Annotated in this window: 14 protein-coding genes; 6 read left to right on the top strand and 8 right to left on the bottom strand. The window is 70.8% G+C overall.

Going from position 1 to position 15,072, the window contains the following annotated elements; translation table 11 throughout:
- Position 1 precedes the first annotated feature (1 nt).
- The 3 genes from ACH4SI_RS20960 to ACH4SI_RS20950 all read right to left on the bottom strand — a co-directional run bounded on the left by ACH4SI_RS20960 (position 2) and on the right by ACH4SI_RS20950 (position 1,891).
- Positions 2-196 (bottom strand): ferredoxin, encoded by a 195-nt coding sequence (locus tag ACH4SI_RS20960; RefSeq protein ID WP_398297687.1) that lies wholly within the window; start codon positions 194-196, stop codon positions 2-4.
- A gap of 20 nt (positions 197-216) precedes the next feature.
- Positions 217-1,431: a cytochrome P450 gene (locus ACH4SI_RS20955; RefSeq protein ID WP_398297685.1), complete on the bottom strand. Its 1,215-nt coding sequence runs from the start codon at positions 1,429-1,431 to the stop codon at positions 217-219.
- A 214-nt stretch (positions 1,432-1,645) separates the two neighbouring features.
- Entirely contained in the window at positions 1,646-1,891 is a 246-nt protein-coding gene (locus tag ACH4SI_RS20950; RefSeq protein ID WP_398297994.1) for a winged helix-turn-helix transcriptional regulator, read from the bottom strand.
- A gap of 157 nt (positions 1,892-2,048) precedes the next feature.
- Between ACH4SI_RS20950 and ACH4SI_RS20945 the strand changes: the two genes are divergently transcribed.
- Both ACH4SI_RS20945 and ACH4SI_RS20940 read left to right on the top strand, forming a co-directional pair.
- On the top strand, positions 2,049-2,801 hold the full coding sequence (locus tag ACH4SI_RS20945; RefSeq protein ID WP_398297683.1) for an enoyl-CoA hydratase/isomerase family protein: 753 nt from the start codon (positions 2,049-2,051) through the stop codon (positions 2,799-2,801).
- A gap of 150 nt (positions 2,802-2,951) precedes the next feature.
- Complete coding sequence (locus ACH4SI_RS20940; RefSeq protein WP_398297681.1) at positions 2,952-3,887, top strand: NADPH:quinone reductase; 936 nt, start codon at positions 2,952-2,954, stop codon at positions 3,885-3,887.
- Positions 3,888-4,071: 184 nt separating this feature from the next.
- On the opposite strand, the gene ACH4SI_RS20935 is transcribed toward ACH4SI_RS20940, so the two are convergent.
- From ACH4SI_RS20935 to ACH4SI_RS20925, 3 genes are read right to left on the bottom strand one after another with little or no spacing between them, the layout of a single operon-like run.
- On the bottom strand, positions 4,072-4,341 hold the full coding sequence (locus tag ACH4SI_RS20935; protein WP_398297679.1) for a hypothetical protein: 270 nt from the start codon (positions 4,339-4,341) through the stop codon (positions 4,072-4,074).
- Entirely contained in the window at positions 4,341-5,180 is an 840-nt protein-coding gene (locus tag ACH4SI_RS20930) for a PaaX family transcriptional regulator C-terminal domain-containing protein (RefSeq protein WP_398297677.1), read from the bottom strand. Before ACH4SI_RS20930 ends, ACH4SI_RS20935 begins: the two co-directional genes overlap by 1 nt.
- 4 nt (positions 5,181-5,184) lie before the next feature.
- Positions 5,185-6,831, bottom strand: a complete 1,647-nt coding sequence (locus tag ACH4SI_RS20925) for an AMP-binding protein (protein WP_398297675.1) — start codon at positions 6,829-6,831, stop codon at positions 5,185-5,187.
- Between the two features lie 127 nt (positions 6,832-6,958).
- On the opposite strand from ACH4SI_RS20925, the gene ACH4SI_RS20920 reads away from it, so the two are divergent.
- The 4 genes from ACH4SI_RS20920 to ACH4SI_RS20905 are packed head-to-tail and all read left to right on the top strand — an operon-like array spanning position 6,959 to position 10,144.
- Positions 6,959-8,083: an acyl-CoA dehydrogenase family protein gene (locus ACH4SI_RS20920; RefSeq protein WP_398297673.1), complete on the top strand. Its 1,125-nt coding sequence runs from the start codon at positions 6,959-6,961 to the stop codon at positions 8,081-8,083.
- On the top strand, positions 8,080-8,484 hold the full coding sequence (locus ACH4SI_RS20915) for a RidA family protein (RefSeq protein WP_398297671.1): 405 nt from the start codon (positions 8,080-8,082) through the stop codon (positions 8,482-8,484). The genes ACH4SI_RS20920 and ACH4SI_RS20915 overlap by 4 nt, the downstream gene beginning before the upstream one ends.
- Before the next feature lie 46 nt (positions 8,485-8,530).
- The gene (locus ACH4SI_RS20910) at positions 8,531-9,046 is read left to right on the top strand and encodes an ArsR/SmtB family transcription factor (protein WP_398297669.1); all 516 of its coding nucleotides are present in this window, start codon (positions 8,531-8,533) and stop codon (positions 9,044-9,046) included.
- 27 nt (positions 9,047-9,073) lie between these two features.
- On the top strand, positions 9,074-10,144 hold the full coding sequence (locus tag ACH4SI_RS20905; RefSeq protein WP_398297667.1) for a serine hydrolase domain-containing protein: 1,071 nt from the start codon (positions 9,074-9,076) through the stop codon (positions 10,142-10,144).
- Positions 10,145-10,817: 673 nt separating this feature from the next.
- On the opposite strand, the gene ACH4SI_RS20900 is transcribed toward ACH4SI_RS20905, so the two are convergent.
- Together ACH4SI_RS20900 and ACH4SI_RS20895 are read right to left on the bottom strand one after the other, a co-directional pair.
- A complete protein-coding gene (locus ACH4SI_RS20900) occupies positions 10,818-13,064 on the bottom strand; it encodes a family 2 encapsulin nanocompartment cargo protein terpene cyclase (protein WP_398297665.1) in 2,247 nt (748 codons plus the stop codon).
- Positions 13,065-13,222: 158 nt separating this feature from the next.
- Positions 13,223-14,641, bottom strand: a complete 1,419-nt coding sequence (locus ACH4SI_RS20895) for a family 2B encapsulin nanocompartment shell protein (protein WP_398297662.1) — start codon at positions 14,639-14,641, stop codon at positions 13,223-13,225.
- Positions 14,642-15,072 lie beyond the last annotated feature (431 nt).

Raw genomic sequence — 15,072 nt, 5'->3', positions numbered from 1 at the left:
GTCATTCCGTCAGGCTGATGGCCCCGGTCGGGCACGCCGAAGCGGCCTCGCGGACGGCATCGTGGTGCTCCGGAGGCGGAGCGTCGTCCAGCACGACCACGATCCCGTCCTCCTCACGCTGGTCGAAGACCTGGTCGGCCCTGAGCACGCACATCCCGCTGCCGCAGCAGACTCCCTCGTCAGCAGTGATCTTCATGGTACCTTCCTCGCCGGCCGTCACCAGGTGACCCACATGTCCTCGAAACCGCCCGCCGCCACTCCCTCGCGGGCGCGGAGATTCTCCGCGGACTCCCGCAGCCGCAGCTCGGGCAGCCGCCTGACGAACGTCCCCAGCACCACCTGGAGTTCCACCCGGGCGAGGGTCTGCCCGACGCAGAAGTGCGGTCCCGCGCCGAAGGCGAGGTGCTGGGCGTTGTTCTCGCGGCGCGGATCGAACCGGTCGGGTTCGGGGAACTTGCGCTCGTCCCGGTTGGCGGCGTGCAGATTGACGAACAGCGTGCTCCCGGCGGCGACCGGCACCCCGCTGACCTCCGTGTCCTCGGTGATGAACCGGGGGATGCCCACGCCGCCGTTCGCGTCCATCCGCAGCGCTTCCTCCACCACACCGGGGACCAGCCCGGGGTCGGCGACCATGGCTTCGTAGCGCTCCCGCTCCGACAGCAGCATCGCCGTCATCTTCAAAATCATGTTGGACGTGGTCTCGTGCCCCGCCAGCAGGAGGCCGACCGCGGTGGAGATCAGCTCGTCGTGGCTGAGCCGCCCGTCCTCGCTGTCGGAGATCTGCGTCAGCTCACTGAGCAGATCGTCGCCCGGCTCGGCCCGCTTGCGCTCGACCAGATCCGACGCGTACGCGTGGAAGTCCCGCTGTGCCTCGTCCACTTCGGCCTGCGTGTAACGCGTCAGCGTCAGCAGCACCTCCGACCAGCGCGCGAACTTGTCCTGGTCCTCGCTCGGCGCACCCAGCAGCGCGCAGATGACCCGCACCGGCAGCGGAAGCGCCAGCGCCGCGCGCAGATCCGCGGGCGACCCCTTGGCCACCATGTCGTCCACCAGCGCGTCGGCCATCTCCTGGACCCGCGGCCGCCACCCCTCCATCTTCTTCACCGTGAACGCGCGGCTGATCAGCCGCCGCCACCGCCGGTGCCCCGGCCCTTCCTTGTTGTCCACCTCTCCCGGGGACGGCCGGCTGAACATCCCCCCGTCGTCGGTGGTCGCCATGCGTGCGGCGCCCTTGCGGTCGAGGTTGCGGCTGAACCGCGGGTCGGTCAGCAGCCCGCGGACCTCCTCGTACCCGGTCAGCAGGCCGACCACATCCCCACTGGGCATCCGCACGTGTGCCACGGGGCACGCGGCCCGCGTCTCGGCCCACTCGCGCGGGGGCTCCAGGAGGTTCGGCTGCTCGAACGGGTAGTCGGGGACGGCTTCCGTCATGGGGGGACTCCTCCGGTGTCGGGGACCTGCGATCACCGTAAGTCGACTGACTTATTAAGGCAATCGCTTTAGAAGGGATGGCCGACATTCGCCCCGGGCGCTGCCGGGTACAGCTCACCGCTGCCGCGGGCACGCCAATAGTGCGGACTCACCGATTGCGATGAAGACGGTTGCGGTCAGCAAGGAAACTTACTGAGTCAAGTGAGATGACATCTCACTGTCCTGATGACCGCACGTCGTATTCGTGCTGCGCCGTCAGGACCTCGTCGCTGTGCTCGACCGTCCAGTCGTACAGACGGGTGAAGGGCTCGCGGAAGGACTCGCCGAGGTGAGTGAGGGAGTACTCCACGCCGAGGGGGGAGGTCTCGAGCACCCGGCGCCGGATCAGGCCGTTGCGTTCGAGTCTGCGCAGTGTCTGGGTCAGTACCCGCTGCGTGATGCCCTCCAGTTGTCGCTTGATCTCGTCCTCGGGGCAGAGCCCAGGGTAGGTATGCGTTGCAAACCTACTGGCTTACCGCAAACCTTGGAACACTCATGAACCTGGACCGGTACACGACGCTCCGCGTCGCCATCGACGCCGGAGTCGCGTGGCTCACCCTGGACAACCCCCTGTCAACGTGCTCAGCGGAACCCTGATCCGCGAACTGCACGACGCCCTCGGGACGCTGCGGGACGATCGCTCGGTCCGCGTCATCGTGTTCTCCAGCGCGAACCCCGAGTTCTTCATCGCCCACGTCGACATCCACATCCTCCACGAGATGGACGAGCTGCAGGGGATCGCGGACCGCAACCCGGACGCCAATCTCTTCCAGGGGGTCGGCGAACTGCTGCGCCACCAGCCGCAGGTGACGATCATCAAACTGGCGGGCACGGCGCGAGCCGGCGGCGCCGAGTTCGTCGCGGCGGCCGACATGACCTTCGCTGCGCGGGAGACCGCGGGTATCGGACAGAGCGAGGTGCTGATGGGCATCGTGCCGGGCGGCGGAGGAACGCAGTACCTGCGCGAGCGGGCCGGGCGCAACCGGGCGCTGGAGCTGCTGCTCACCGGCGATCTGGTGGATGCGGACACCGCAGCCGCCTACGGGTGGATCAACCGTGCGGTACCGGCGGCCGAACTGGACGCGTTCGTCGACGGGGTGGCGGAAAAGATCGCCGCGCTTTCCCCGGTGCTCATCGCCGCCGCCAAGCGACTGGTCCCTCCGGCGGACCTGACCGACGGCCTGCGAGCGGAGAACGACGCATGGGCGGAGCTGGTGAGCGGGGATCTGCCGGCACGACTTATGACAGGGGCTCTGGAGCGCGGTGTGCAGACTCCTGCGGGTGAGCGCGATCTGGAATCGGTCATGCGAAGCGTCGCAGCCGGCCTGTAGAGCGAGAGTCACAGGCCGGGAAGGACCCCGCCGTGGTGACGTGCGCGCTCCCCGGCCAGTGCCGTGGATCGCGCCACACCCAAGAGGAGAGATGAACCGATGTAGGCGGCCTTCTACGACACGCCGGGCCCCGCGAAGAGCGTGCTGCGGGTGCTTGACGTTGAACGCCCTGAGCCCGGCCCCGGCCAGGTCAGCGTTCGTATCGCACTCTCCGCGATCAACCCGGGCGACATATTCATGCGGCGGAACTCCACCCCGCAGGACTTCCCACGTGTCGGCGAATACACCGGCCGCATTCCGCACCAGGACGGCACCGGCACGATCGACGCGGTCGGCGCGGGCGTCGACCCGAGCCGGATCGGTGAACGCGTGTGGATTTGGATGGCCGGCGCAGGTCATCCGTGGGGGACCGCGGCGGAGTGGACCGTAGTACCGTCCGAGCAGGCCCTTGCGCTGCCGGACGGGGCCCCCGACGAGCTCGGCGCCTGCCTCGGCATCCCGGCGATGACCGCGCACTGGTGCCTGCATGCCGACGGTTCGCCCCGCGCCCGCACCGTACTCGTTGCGGCCGGTGCGGGCGCCGTGGGGCACTACGCGATCGAACTCGGCCGGATTGCGGGCGCACGGATCGTGACGACGGTCAGCGGTCCGGAAAAGGCCGCGCTGGCCAGGGCCGCGGGTGCAGACCTCGTCGTGAACTATCGCGACGCCGACGCCGCCCAGCAGATCCTCGACGGAGCCGGGCCTGTCGACCGGATCATTGAGGTCTCGCTGACCGACAACCTCGAACTGGACCTGGCCGTCACCGGCCCGGGAGCAACCATCGTGACCTACGCGGCACAGCCCGACGACCCGACCCTGCCGGTCTTCCGGCTCATGTGGTCCAACCTGGTGCTGCGGTTCGCGCTTTTCCTCACCGAACCGCGGGACGCGCTGCTGCGCGCCGCCACAGAGATCACCGCAGCCCTGCGCGAGGACGCTCTCACGCCACTGCCAGTGCACTCCTTCAGCCTCGACGACGTGGCGCTCGCACACGAGGCCGTCGAGAACGGCCTCATCGGGAAGGCCGTACTCGACCTGCGCTGATCAGTCCACTTGCCGTGTCCATCGAGCCGGCCGAGGAGCAGGCTGATCCGACTCGTGGATCGGAGCAAGAAGGGGTCGAAGATCTGCTTATCGAATGCCGAGGCCGAGAAAACGTCCGCCCAGGGGAGTGGGAGGCGAAGCCGTCGCCGTACCAGTCCCGCCGTTCTGGGTGTGAGGTGGGGGCTCAGGGCTTGTCGTTCGTTTCGCCGGTGAGGCGGCGGTACATCTCGTAGACGAGCCGGACGCCGCCGGCGAGGAGCGGCGGTAGGAGGAGCTTTGTCCAAGTTGCCGTCTGCCCGCCCGTGCTCGCGCGCAGCCACAGCAGGAGGGCGCCGGTGGCGGACAGGTGGAGGAGGGACCAGAGCAGTCCCGTTCGGACCTGGCGGAAGGGGATGGTGGCGGCGAAGGCCCATAACCACGGTATGAGGGTGAACCCCAGGGCTGCGAGTGCCATCAGACTGATCCCATCGTCCAGTGAAGTGCCGCCTCCGCGTACTCCGCCCCCGCGTCGCGCAGCCGCTCGTGCAGCGCCGTGAAGACCTCGGCGGCGCGGGCGCCGGGCCAGTCGTCGGGGAGGAGCGAGGGGGGCAGGCCGGGGTCGGCGTAGGGGAGGTGGCGCCAGGAGTCGAGGGCCAGGAGGTAGTCGCGGTAGGCGGCCTCGGGGGTGGGGGTGTGGCCGGTCCAGCGAGCGAGGACCGGTTCGTGGGCGGCGAGGAAGTCGTGGTGGAGGGCGGCGAGTTCGTCCAGGTCCCACCAGCGGCGGACCGCCTCGGCGGTGGGGGTGAAGCCCGCGTGGTCGCCCCGGAAGAGGTCGACGTACGAGGAGAGGCCGAGCCGTTCCAGGGTGTGGCGGGTCTCGTCGTAGAGGCGGTCCGGGGCGATCCAGACGCCGGGGGCGGCGGTGCCGAAGCCGAGGCGGGAGAGGCGGGAGCGGAGCAGATGGCGCTTGTTGCGCTCCTGCTCGGGGACGGAGAAGACGGCGAGCAGCCAGCGGCCGGGCTCCGGGGTGGGGCGGGGGTAGATGCGGTGGTCGCCGTCGTCGAGGAGTTGGCGGGCGTCCGTCGACAGGGCGTACCCGGCGGCGCCCGCGGCGGTCCGGTCGGCGACCAGCAGCCCGCGCCGCTTGAGGCGGGAGACGGCGGAGCGCACCGAGGGCGGATCGACGCCGACGGCGCCCAGCAGCCGGATGAGGGCGGCGACGGGCACCGGCCCGGCGGGCCGGCCGGGAGCGCCGCGCCCGTAGGCGCCGTAGTGGGTGACGATGAGGGAGCGCGGGGTGTGCTGGCCGTTCACGAGGTCACTTTAGGGCGCCGCCGCGGAGGCGGTAGCGCTGGAGCTTGCCGGTGGCGGTGCGGGGGAGCGCGTCGAGGAAGACGAAGCGGCGCGGGCACTTGTAGGGGGTGAGCTCGGCGGTGGTGAAGGCCCTGAGGGCGGCCACGGTCTCCTCGGTCCGCGGGACGCCCGCGCGCAGCACGACATGGGCCACGACGATCATGCCCCGCTCCTCGTCCGGCTGCCCGGTGACCGCGGCTTCCTCCACGTCGGGGTGGCGCAGCAGGGCGTCTTCGACCTCGGGGCCCGCGATGTTGTACCCGGACGAGATGATCATGTCGTCGGCGCGGGCCACGTAGCGGAAGTAGCCGTCCGGGTCGCGGACGTAGGTGTCACCGGTGAGGTTCCAGCCGTCGCGTACGTAGACACGCTGGCGTTCGTCCGCCAGGTAGCGGCAGCCGGTCGGGCCGCGCACGGCGAGCAGGCCCGGTTCGCCGTCGGGGACGGGGCACAGGTCGGCGTCGGCCATCCGGACCACTCGCGCCTCGTAGCCCGGCACCGGAACGCCCGTCGTCCCCGGGCGGATCGCGTCGTCGGCGGCGGACAGGAAGATGTGGAGCAGTTCGGTGGCGCCGATGCCGTTGATGATGCGCAGCCCGGTGGTCTCGTGCCAGTCGTGCCAGGTGGCGGCGGGCAGGTTCTCCCCGGCGGAGACGCAGCGGCGGAGGGAGGAGACGTCGTACGCCCCGGGGTCGGTGCGCAGCCGGTGCAGCATGGCCCGGTAGGCGGTGGGCGCGGTGAACAGCACGGACACGCGGTGGCGCCCGATGTCGCCGAGCAGCCGCTCCGGCCCGCCCCCGCCCCGGTCGGTCAGCAGCGCCGACGCCCCGGCGCGCAGCGGGAAGACGACGAGACCGCCGAGGCCGAAGGTGAAGCCGAGCGGCGGGCTGCCCGCGAACACGTCGTCGGGGGTGGGCCGCAGCACCTGGGCCGAGAAGGTGTCCGCGATGGCGAGCACATCGCGGTGGAAGTGCATGCAGCCCTTGGGCCGCCCCGTGGTTCCCGAGGTGAAGGCGATGAGGGCGACATCGTCGGCGGAGGTCGGCACGGCCTCGTACGACGCGGGCGCGCGGGCCGCGAGCCGCAGCAGGTCGTCGGGCGCGTCACCGCCGTACGTGAGGGTGCGCAGCCCCGGCACCTCCGCCTTGACCAGGTCGTCCGCGAACCGCGCGTCGCACAGCGCGTGCCGGACGCGGGCGATGCCGCAGATGGTGGCGAGTTCGCGGGACCGCTGGGCGGCCAGGACGGTCACCGCGACCGCGCCCGCCTTCATGACGGCGAGCCAGCAGGCGGCCAGCCAGGGGGAGGTGGGGCCGCGCAGCAGCACACGGTTGCCGGGGACGACGCCGAGCGTGGTGGTGAGGGTGTGCGCGATGCGGTCGACGTGCGCGCGCAACTCTCCGTACGTCCACACCGCGCCGGAGCCGTCGCGCACGGCGGCCCGCTCCGGCCCGTAGCGCTCCACGGTCCGATCCAGTAACTCCGCCCCGCAGTTGAGCCGGTCGGGGCGGCGTGGCCCCGGCAGGTCGAGAAGGAGCCCGGGCCACTGGGTGGCGGGCGGGAGGTGGTCACGGGCGAAGGTGTCGACGTGTGCCGAAGGCCTGAGCTCCATCGAGAATGCGCCCCCTGCCTGCCCGATGTGCCTGCCGGATGGCTGTCTGAAGCCGCTTTGCCAGCGTAACGTGATGGTGACGACAGTCAATATGCCGCGATAAGGGTTGTGTCGAGGGAGGGCCCCGATGCCGTCATTCGCACTGGATCCGGAGCAGCGGCGCTGGTGCGCCCGGCTGCGTACGCTGGCCCGGAGGAGCTTGCGTCCGCTCGCTGACGCCGGTACGCCGGGGCGCATCAACCGGCCGTTGACCGAGGCATTGGGCGAACTGGGCCTGCTGGAGCGGCTGTTCCCGGAGGACGGACCGATCCGGGCACTCGACCTGTGCCTGCTGCGCGAGTCGCTGGCCATGGAATGCACCGAGGCCGAGACCGCGCTCGCCCTCCAGGGGCTCGGCGCGTACCCGATCGTGCTGTCCGGCGGCGAGAAGCTCTACGAGCGCTGGATGCCCGGGATCCGGGCGGGCCGCACCGTCACCGCCTTCGCGCTGAGCGAGCCGGACGCCGGATCGGACGCGGCCGCGCTCACCCTGCGGGCCGACCGGGACGGCGCCGGGGGCTGGCGGCTGACCGGCGAGAAGTGCTGGATCTCCAACGCGCCCGGGGCCGACGTCACCACCGTCTTCGCTCGCACCACCCCCGGCGCGGGCTCACGCGGCGTCACCGCCTTCCTGGTCCCCGCCGACCGCCCCGGACTCGGCGGCGAACCCCTGGAGATGCTCAGCCCGCACCCCATCGGCCGCCTCGTCTTCGACGGCGTCCCGGTCACCGCCGAGGACGTGCTGGGCGTGCCGGACGCGGGCTTCCGCGTCGCCATGCGCACCCTCAACCTGCTGCGCCCGAGCGTGGGCGCGTTCGCCGTCGGCATGGCGCAGGCGGCGCTGGACGCCTCGCTGGCGCACGCCGGAAGCCGTACCGCCTTCGGCGGACCCCTGAAGGATCTGCAGTCCGTCTCGCACCAGCTCGCCGAGATGGCCACCCGCACCGAGGCCGCCCGGCTGCTGGTGTACGCGGCGGCCACGGCGTACGACGACGGCGAGCCCGGCATCGCCCGGCGCTCGGCCATGGCCAAGCTGCTGGCCACCGAGACCGCGCAGTACGTCGTGGACGCCGCCGTCCAGATTCATGGCGCCCGCGCGCTTCGCCGTGGCCATCCGCTGGAACACCTCTACCGTGAAGTACGCGCGCCCCGGATCTACGAGGGCGCCACCGAGGTCCAGCGCACGATCATCGCGAAGGAGCTGTACCGATGACAGAGCCCCTGCAACGGATCAACCCCGCCGAGCTGTCCCCGCCCGCCGGATTCAGCCACGCCGTCACCGCGACCGGCGGGCAACTTGTCTTCCTGGCGGGTCAGACCGCGCTGGACCAGGACGGCGAGATCGTCGGAGACACCCTCCCCGACCAGTTCCGCCGGGCGCTCATCAATCTGCTCACCGCGCTGCAGTCCGCCGGCGGCGCCCCCGCCGACCTCGCCCGGCTGACCGTCCACACCACCGATGTCGCCGCCTACCGCGAGTGCGCCCCCGAACTCGGCCGGATCTGGCAGGAGATAGCCGGCCGCGACTATCCGGCGATGGCGGTCATCGGCATCGTCCGGCTGTGGGACGAGGAGGCGATGGTCGAACTGGACGGCATGGCGGTGCTGCCGTAGGGAAAGCTGTTGCTCTGTTATTCCGGAATAACGTAGTGTCTCGCGCATGGCCGACGAGTCCCTGCACGAGCGGGTCGCGGCACTCGAAGAACGGGTGTCGCGCCTGGAGTCCGAAGCGCCGGACACCCCGCGGAACGAGGTGTTCTGGGCCCTGGAGGGGCTGCGCCGACGGGCCACGGGACACGGGCAGGTGCTGTTCACCGGTGCGGTCGAGCTGCCCACCGGCAAGCACTACGAATGGCAGCAGGGCGCCACGACGGACGGGCTGCTGGACGCGGACTGGTCCGAACACGCCGCGCCCTACGCCGCGCTGGGCCACCCGGTGCGGCTCACCCTGCTGCACGCCGTGCTGGGCGGCATCTGCTCCGCGGCCGAACTCCAGGAGACCGCCGGGCTGAACACCACCGGCCAGCTCTACCACCACCTCAAGCAGCTCACGGCGGCCGGCTGGCTCCAGGCCGAGGGCCGTGGCCACTACCAGGTGCCCGCGGGCCGGGTCGTACCGCTGCTCGTGCTGCTGTCCGCGGTGGTGCCACCAGGCAAACCCACAACGGGGGAATGACATATGAACCGACGTCAATTAATCGCCATGGCGACCGCCACGGCGGTCACACCGCTGCTGTCCGGCACCGCCGCAGCGGCCGACGACACCCTGCCCGCACAGGTGCGGCGCACCCTGGACCAGGTGCTGGCCGCCGGGGCTCCGAGTGCGGTGTGCGGCGTCATCCGGGGCGGGCGTACGTACGTGGCGGGCGCGGCCGGGAAGGGGAAGCGGACGCCGGACGGCCGGACCGTCTTCCAGCTCGGCTCGATCAGCAAGACGCTCACCGCCACCGCCCTCGCCCTCGCCGTCGGCGCGGGCGAAACGCGCCTCGACGCCCCGCTCACCCTGCCCGCCCGGTTCCCCATACCCCGCAAGGGCCCCCGGCGGATCACCCTCGCCGATCTGGCGACCCACTCCTCCGGCCTGCCCTCGCTGCCGCCCAACCTCCTCGACGGGGCGAACCCGTACGACCCGTATGCGCACTACACGCTGGACGACCTGGCCGAGGGCCTCGGCAAGACCACCCTCGCCACCGAACCGGGCGAGAAATACTCCTACTCGAACCTCGGCTTCGGACTCCTCGGCCAGGCCCTGGCCTTCGACCGCGTGGACGAAATGCTGCGGCAGCGGGTGGCCGCGCCGCTGCGGCTGACCGACACCACGACGACCCTGCGGCCGGACATGCTGCTCCGCAAGGCCGTGGGCCACTACGAGGGCACACCGGTGCCCGACTGGCACGACCGCGTGCTCAGCGCCGCGGGCACCTCCCTCTACAGTACCGTCGACGACATGCTGCGCTTCCTGGCCGCCCAACTCCGCCCCGAGCGCTCCCCGTTGCGCGCGGCCATCGAACTGACCCAGCGGACCCACTTCACCGACGACAGCGGCCTGCGGCTCGGGCTCGCCTGGCACCTCAGCCCGCTGCCCGGCGGCCGCACCATGACCTGGCACAACGGGCAAACGGGCGGCTTCGGCACCTGTGCGGCGTTCAACCGGGAGAGCGGGACGGCGGTGGTGATGATGACGAACAACGTCAGCCCGGTGCCCGAGGGGAAGGACCGCCCGATGGACATCCTCACCCACGAGCTGCTCGACGCCCTCGCCGCCGACCGCTGACGCGATGCAGGGGGCGCGCGGTGCCGCGCGCCCCTTCTTCGGCTCGGCTCAGACTTCGGCTCGGCTCAGATGTCGCGGAAGAGACCAGCCGGCTCTGTGACCTGCCGTGCTGAGTGGCTGCATGCCGCTGACCAGCATAGATAGCCTTTCCCCTGTTTCGCGCTCGTCCCTGTTGATGCAGCCGGAAGTCCCAGAAAAGTCCCAGAGGACTCCCACTGCTGACGGCCACTCTTTCGGCTCTATCCAGAGTGCGGTGGTGCGGTGTGAGCTGGAGCCTGTGCATCGGTGGTCCACCCTGAACAAAGGCAGCGCGCGCGCTTCTCGAACGGCTCGCAGCTGGCGAAGAACCTGGAGCCTGGGCATCGGGAGACTGGCGCTCGGCCTACGCCCCGCGTGATCGTGGCCTTCTGTTCGCGCGTGCCCGGCGTGCGAAAGCACGGGAGCTGATCGAGAGACTCGTCGCCGAGGGACGTGTCCGCTTTGCTGATCCCGATGAAGACGAGGTCGCGGAGTGGCGGCGCGGCGTCAACTACGCGAAGCGGCATGGCTTGGAACCGGCGGGCAAACGCATCGCGCCCGGGGGCCGGTTCCTTCCTTCCGGGCGCGGACGCCCTTCGCCGCTCGTCCCCGCGCCGCCGTCGGCTCGCCGTGGGTGTCCGGACGTGCCGAGGCGTCACCGCCGTCGCGTCAGCCGGGGGATGTGGGCGGCCGAGGTTCCCAGGCCGGTGGGGATGTCGAGGCGGCGGTGCGGGCGGCCGGGGAGGTCGCGGCGCAGGTCGTCCTCCTTGTAGCGGCGGCAGCCCTGGTGCCAGGTGAGGATGCCCGACAGCCAGTTCTCCAGCTCGCGCACGTAGCCGTCCAGGATGCGGCGGGCGTCCGGACCCAGTTTGAAGTCGTCGTAGACGACGGGGAGTTCGTGCTGCGCGACGTGCTGGAACTGGCGCATCCGGGAGGTCATCAGGTCGTGGATGATACCGAGGGCGGTCGGGTAGTCGCAGTTGAAGAAGTTCTGGACGACCAGGACACCGTTGTGCACCTCGCCCTCGTACTCGATCTCCTTCTGGTAGGAGAAGACGTCGTTGAGGAGGCAGGCGTAGTCGGCGGCGGCGTTCTCCAGGGAGCGCAGCGGGCCGCTGCGGTAGATCTCGGGTGGGACCTGCTGCCCGTGGGCCAGTCGGCACAGGCTCATGGTGAGGTCGGAGCCGAAGGTCATCCGGCGCATCTCGATGTAGTCGACGGGGTCGGGGATGCGGTTCTGGGCCTGGTTGGCCAGTTCCCACAGCCAGCTGGAGGTCATGTCCTCGATGGCCGTACGGAAGGTGCGGCGGGCCTGCGGGGTCATCGGGCCGGCGGTGCGGGCCCAGAGGTCGGCCAGGCCGCGTTCCAGCGCGTTGGCGGGGGTGGGTGGCGCGGAGCCGTCCACCGGCATGAAGGACGAGAGCCGCGCGTTGGCGGCCTTCGCGGCGGTCAGGTCGCGGGTGCGGCCGAAGACGACGGGGAAGTAGTCGTCCCCGTACGTGCCCCAGGTCAGCCAGCCGGAGGTGATGTCGAGCTGCTCGGGCGTGGCGTCGGGGTGGATGCCCGCCGCGCACAGGGGGAAGTCGAAACCGGCGAGCTCGCGCTCGGTCCAGATGTGCGAGCCGGGGATGCCGGGCTGGGCTTCGAGCATGCCCATGCGGCGCCCCCACGCGACCACGTTCCGCCGGGCGCCGTCCAGGTGGGGACTGAGCCGGGTGGTGAACGGCATGAAGAAATCGGGCAGTCGCGAGGGCCCCACGCGCTGATGCGGGACGTGGCTGAAGCTCCGCAGCCGGCCGGCCTCGGCCCGGCGGGTGGTCGTCAGCCCGATCCGCGCCGCGGAGGTGCCCAGTCCGCTCGGCGCGAGCGAGAACCCGCCGAGTCCCGACGGGGCCGGGTCCCCCTCCGCCCCGTTCCCGTTCATGTAGCGGCTGGACCGCATGTGCCACTCGTGGCCGCCCGACTGCCAGTCCTGGAGCCCCTTGACGTAGGCGAGGACGGCCGCACATCGGTCCGGGCTCAGGCCGGTCTCGGCGAAGAGCGGGGGAAGCTCGGTGAAGACGGTGTTCTCGAACTGCTGGAGGCGGGAGGTGAGCAGGTCGTTGATGGCGTCTGCGGCCTCCTGGGTGGCGCAGCCGAGGAAGGTCTCCAGGACCAGCACGCCGTTGCTGTTCTCTCCCTCCTCCTCGACCTCGCGCTGGTACGAGAAGAGGTCGTTCCGCAGGTGCACGGCGTCGGAGAAGCTGTCGCGCAGCACCTGCAACGGGCGCGCCGCGGCGACCGGCGCGGGTACCTCGGCCCCGATCGCGTACTCGACCAGTCCCGCGGACCAGGGGGCACCGCCGACCTTGCGGCGCATCTCGATGTACTCGACAGGGTTGGGAATGCGGTGGGCGTTGATGTTCGACAGCTCCCACAACGACTCGTTGAGGAGGTTCTCGGTGCTCTCCGCGAACCGCGCCCGCCACCCCGCCGACATGCTCGGCACCGTACGGGCCCACAGGTCGGCCAGACCGGCCTCGACCGGGTTCACCGGCTCGGGGACGGTCGCGGCCGGGTCGGTGGGCATGAACAGCGGCAGCCGGTCCAGGTACGCCTTGGCGCCCTCCCGGTCATTCGTGTACTTGAACTCCTCGAGGAAGTGGTCGTCGAAGAAGAAGACCCACACGTACCAGTCGGTCACCAGGGAAAGGGCCGGGCCGGACGCGTCGGGGTGGGTGTAGGCGCACAGCAGGGCGTAGTCGTGCGCGTCGAGGTCCCGCTCCTCCCAGATACCCGAGCCTTCGAGCATGCCCATCTCACGGGCCCACCGCTTCGAGTGCTGCCGTGCCTGTTCCAGATGAGGGTTCAGGCGCGCGGGGTGCGGCATGTAGAAGTCCGGCAGTTCAAAAGGCTGTGTCACGGGTGCCCGGCCCTTTCCTGGATGCGAAGCGTGCGCTCAAGCCGTGTCCGGCGGATCACACCGGGTCCGGCGGATCAGTCGGGGCGGGGTGCGGGGCGCGCCCCGGCGAGATCGTCGACTGCCCCTCGGGGCGCGCGCCCTGATCCGCCCGGCCTTCTCTAGTTCCCGTAGTGGCCGATCTCGACGTCTTCGAGGACGCCGAGCGCGTCCGGGACGAGGACCGCCGCGGAGTAGTAGGTGCTGACCAGGTAGGAGATGATCGCCTTCTCGTCGATGCCCATGAAGCGGGCGTTGAGGCCGGGCTCGATCTCGTCGGGTATGCCGGTCTGGTGGAGGCCGACGACACCCTGGTCCTCCTCGCCTGTGCGCATGGCCAGGATGGAGCTGGTGCCTGCGGAGCTGACCGGGATCTTGTTGCAGGGCAGGATCGGGATGCCGCGCCAGGCCGGGACCTGGTGGCCGTCCAGCTCCCCGCCCTGCGGGTAGAGCCCGCGCTTGTTGCACTCCCGGCCGAAGGCCGCGATCGCCTTCGGGTGGGCGAGCAGGAACTGGGTCTTGCGGCGCCGCGAGATCAGCTCGTCGAGGTCGTCGGGAGTGGGCGGGCCGCTGTGCGTACGGATGCGCTGCTTCAGGTCGGCGTTGTGGAGGAGGCCGAAGTCACGGTTGTTGACCAGCTCGTGTTCCTGGCGCTCGCGCAGCGCCTCGACCGTGAGACGGAGCTGCTGCTCCACCTGGTTCATGGGGTCGTTGTAGAGGTCGGCGACGCGGCTGTGCACGCGGAGCACGGTCTGGGCGACGCTCAGCTCGTACTCGCGGGGGCTGAGCTCGTAGTCGACGAACGTGCCGGGCAGAGTCAGCTCGCCCTCGTGTCCGGAGGCCAGGTCGATGGCGGCCTCCCCCTGCTTGTTCTGCGGCGGGCGAGCGGCGGTGCCGAGCGCCTCCAGGTGCGTGCGCAGCACTTCCGAGCGGCCCTGGACCTCCTCGAACGCCGCCCGGGACAGGCTCAGGACGGTGCACGTCGTCACCGCGCGCACCGTGAACTCCCACTCGCCGGCCGCGCCGGTCAGCAGCCCCTCGCCGACGTAGTCGCCGTCCGCGAGCACACCGAGGACGGTCGGGTCCCCGTACTTGCCGGTACCCAGCTTGTTGCTCTTGCCGTGCGCGAGGAGAACGACCTCGTCGGCCGGGCGGCCCGACTCCACGATGGTCTCGCCCGCGGCCACCTCCCGCTGCTCGAACCGCTCCGCCAGCGCGCCTAGGACCTGCTCGTCCGTGAAGTCCCGCAGCGGCGGCAGCTCACGCAGCTCGGCCGGGATGACCCGGACGTCCGCGCCGGTGGCGACGAACTCGACCCGGCCGTCGCCGAGGGTGTGGGTGAGCCGGCGGTTCACCCGGTACGCACCTCCGGAGACCTGCACCCATGGCAGCAGGCGCAGCAGCCACCGCGAGGAGAGGCCCTGCATCTGCGGAGGGGTCTTCGTCGTACTCGCCAGATTCCGCGCGGCAGCCGTGGCCAGGCTCAGCTGAGGCTGCGGGGCGTCCTGGTCGGCAGGGGGCGGGTCGAACGGCAGGGACATGAAGGCGCCATCCATCCATGAGAGCGGGAGAAGGAACGACAGCGACAGGCCGGTCGTCACTGTCGGGACGCAAGAAAATGATCTTCGCCCGCATCGGACACTAACACTCCGCTCCTGGCGGTAACTCGAAGCGGTGGATAGGGAGTTTTTGGCGGAAGCGACTCAATTCGGCCTGGTCAGGCCGGTTGTGACAGCACGGTCGGGGTGGGAAGGCGCGTTCCCCGAGCTGGCCGCCGCCCGCCCGGCCCGCAGCCCGAAGGAGCTCGTCCAGCCCCGCACGAGGCCGACTCGGAGATCAACTACCTCCGCGACGACTTCGGGGGCGAGCCCGTGTGAGAGGAACTGGACCCGTCGGCATCGGCATACAACGCACGCCGCGGGCGGTCCAGGTCCGCCCGGCGCCTGTGCGACGAGCAGCTCGCCGAGCGCGT

Origin of the sequence: Streptomyces sp. NPDC021212 (genome assembly GCF_044332925.1) — a bacterium.
Taxonomy (GTDB): domain Bacteria; phylum Actinomycetota; class Actinomycetes; order Streptomycetales; family Streptomycetaceae; genus Streptomyces.
Note: the sequence above shows the minus strand (reverse complement) of the source record. Positions and strands in the feature narration are given on the sequence as shown.

Coding starts and splice junctions, on each gene's coding strand:
- ACH4SI_RS20915 (WP_398297671.1), top strand. CDS start 8,080: ATGACAGAGCCCCTGCAACGGATCAACCCCGCCGAGCTGTCCCCGCCC.
- ACH4SI_RS20920 (WP_398297673.1), top strand. CDS start 6,959: ATGCCGTCATTCGCACTGGATCCGGAGCAGCGGCGCTGGTGCGCCCGG.
- ACH4SI_RS20910 (WP_398297669.1), top strand. CDS start 8,531: ATGGCCGACGAGTCCCTGCACGAGCGGGTCGCGGCACTCGAAGAACGG.
- ACH4SI_RS20935 (WP_398297679.1), bottom strand. CDS start 4,341: ATGGCACTCGCAGCCCTGGGGTTCACCCTCATACCGTGGTTATGGGCC.
- ACH4SI_RS20955 (WP_398297685.1), bottom strand. CDS start 1,431: ATGACGGAAGCCGTCCCCGACTACCCGTTCGAGCAGCCGAACCTCCTG.
- ACH4SI_RS20925 (WP_398297675.1), bottom strand. CDS start 6,831: ATGGAGCTCAGGCCTTCGGCACACGTCGACACCTTCGCCCGTGACCAC.
- ACH4SI_RS20895 (WP_398297662.1), bottom strand. CDS start 14,641: ATGTCCCTGCCGTTCGACCCGCCCCCTGCCGACCAGGACGCCCCGCAG.
- ACH4SI_RS20960 (WP_398297687.1), bottom strand. CDS start 196: ATGAAGATCACTGCTGACGAGGGAGTCTGCTGCGGCAGCGGGATGTGC.
- ACH4SI_RS20905 (WP_398297667.1), top strand. CDS start 9,074: ATGGCGACCGCCACGGCGGTCACACCGCTGCTGTCCGGCACCGCCGCA.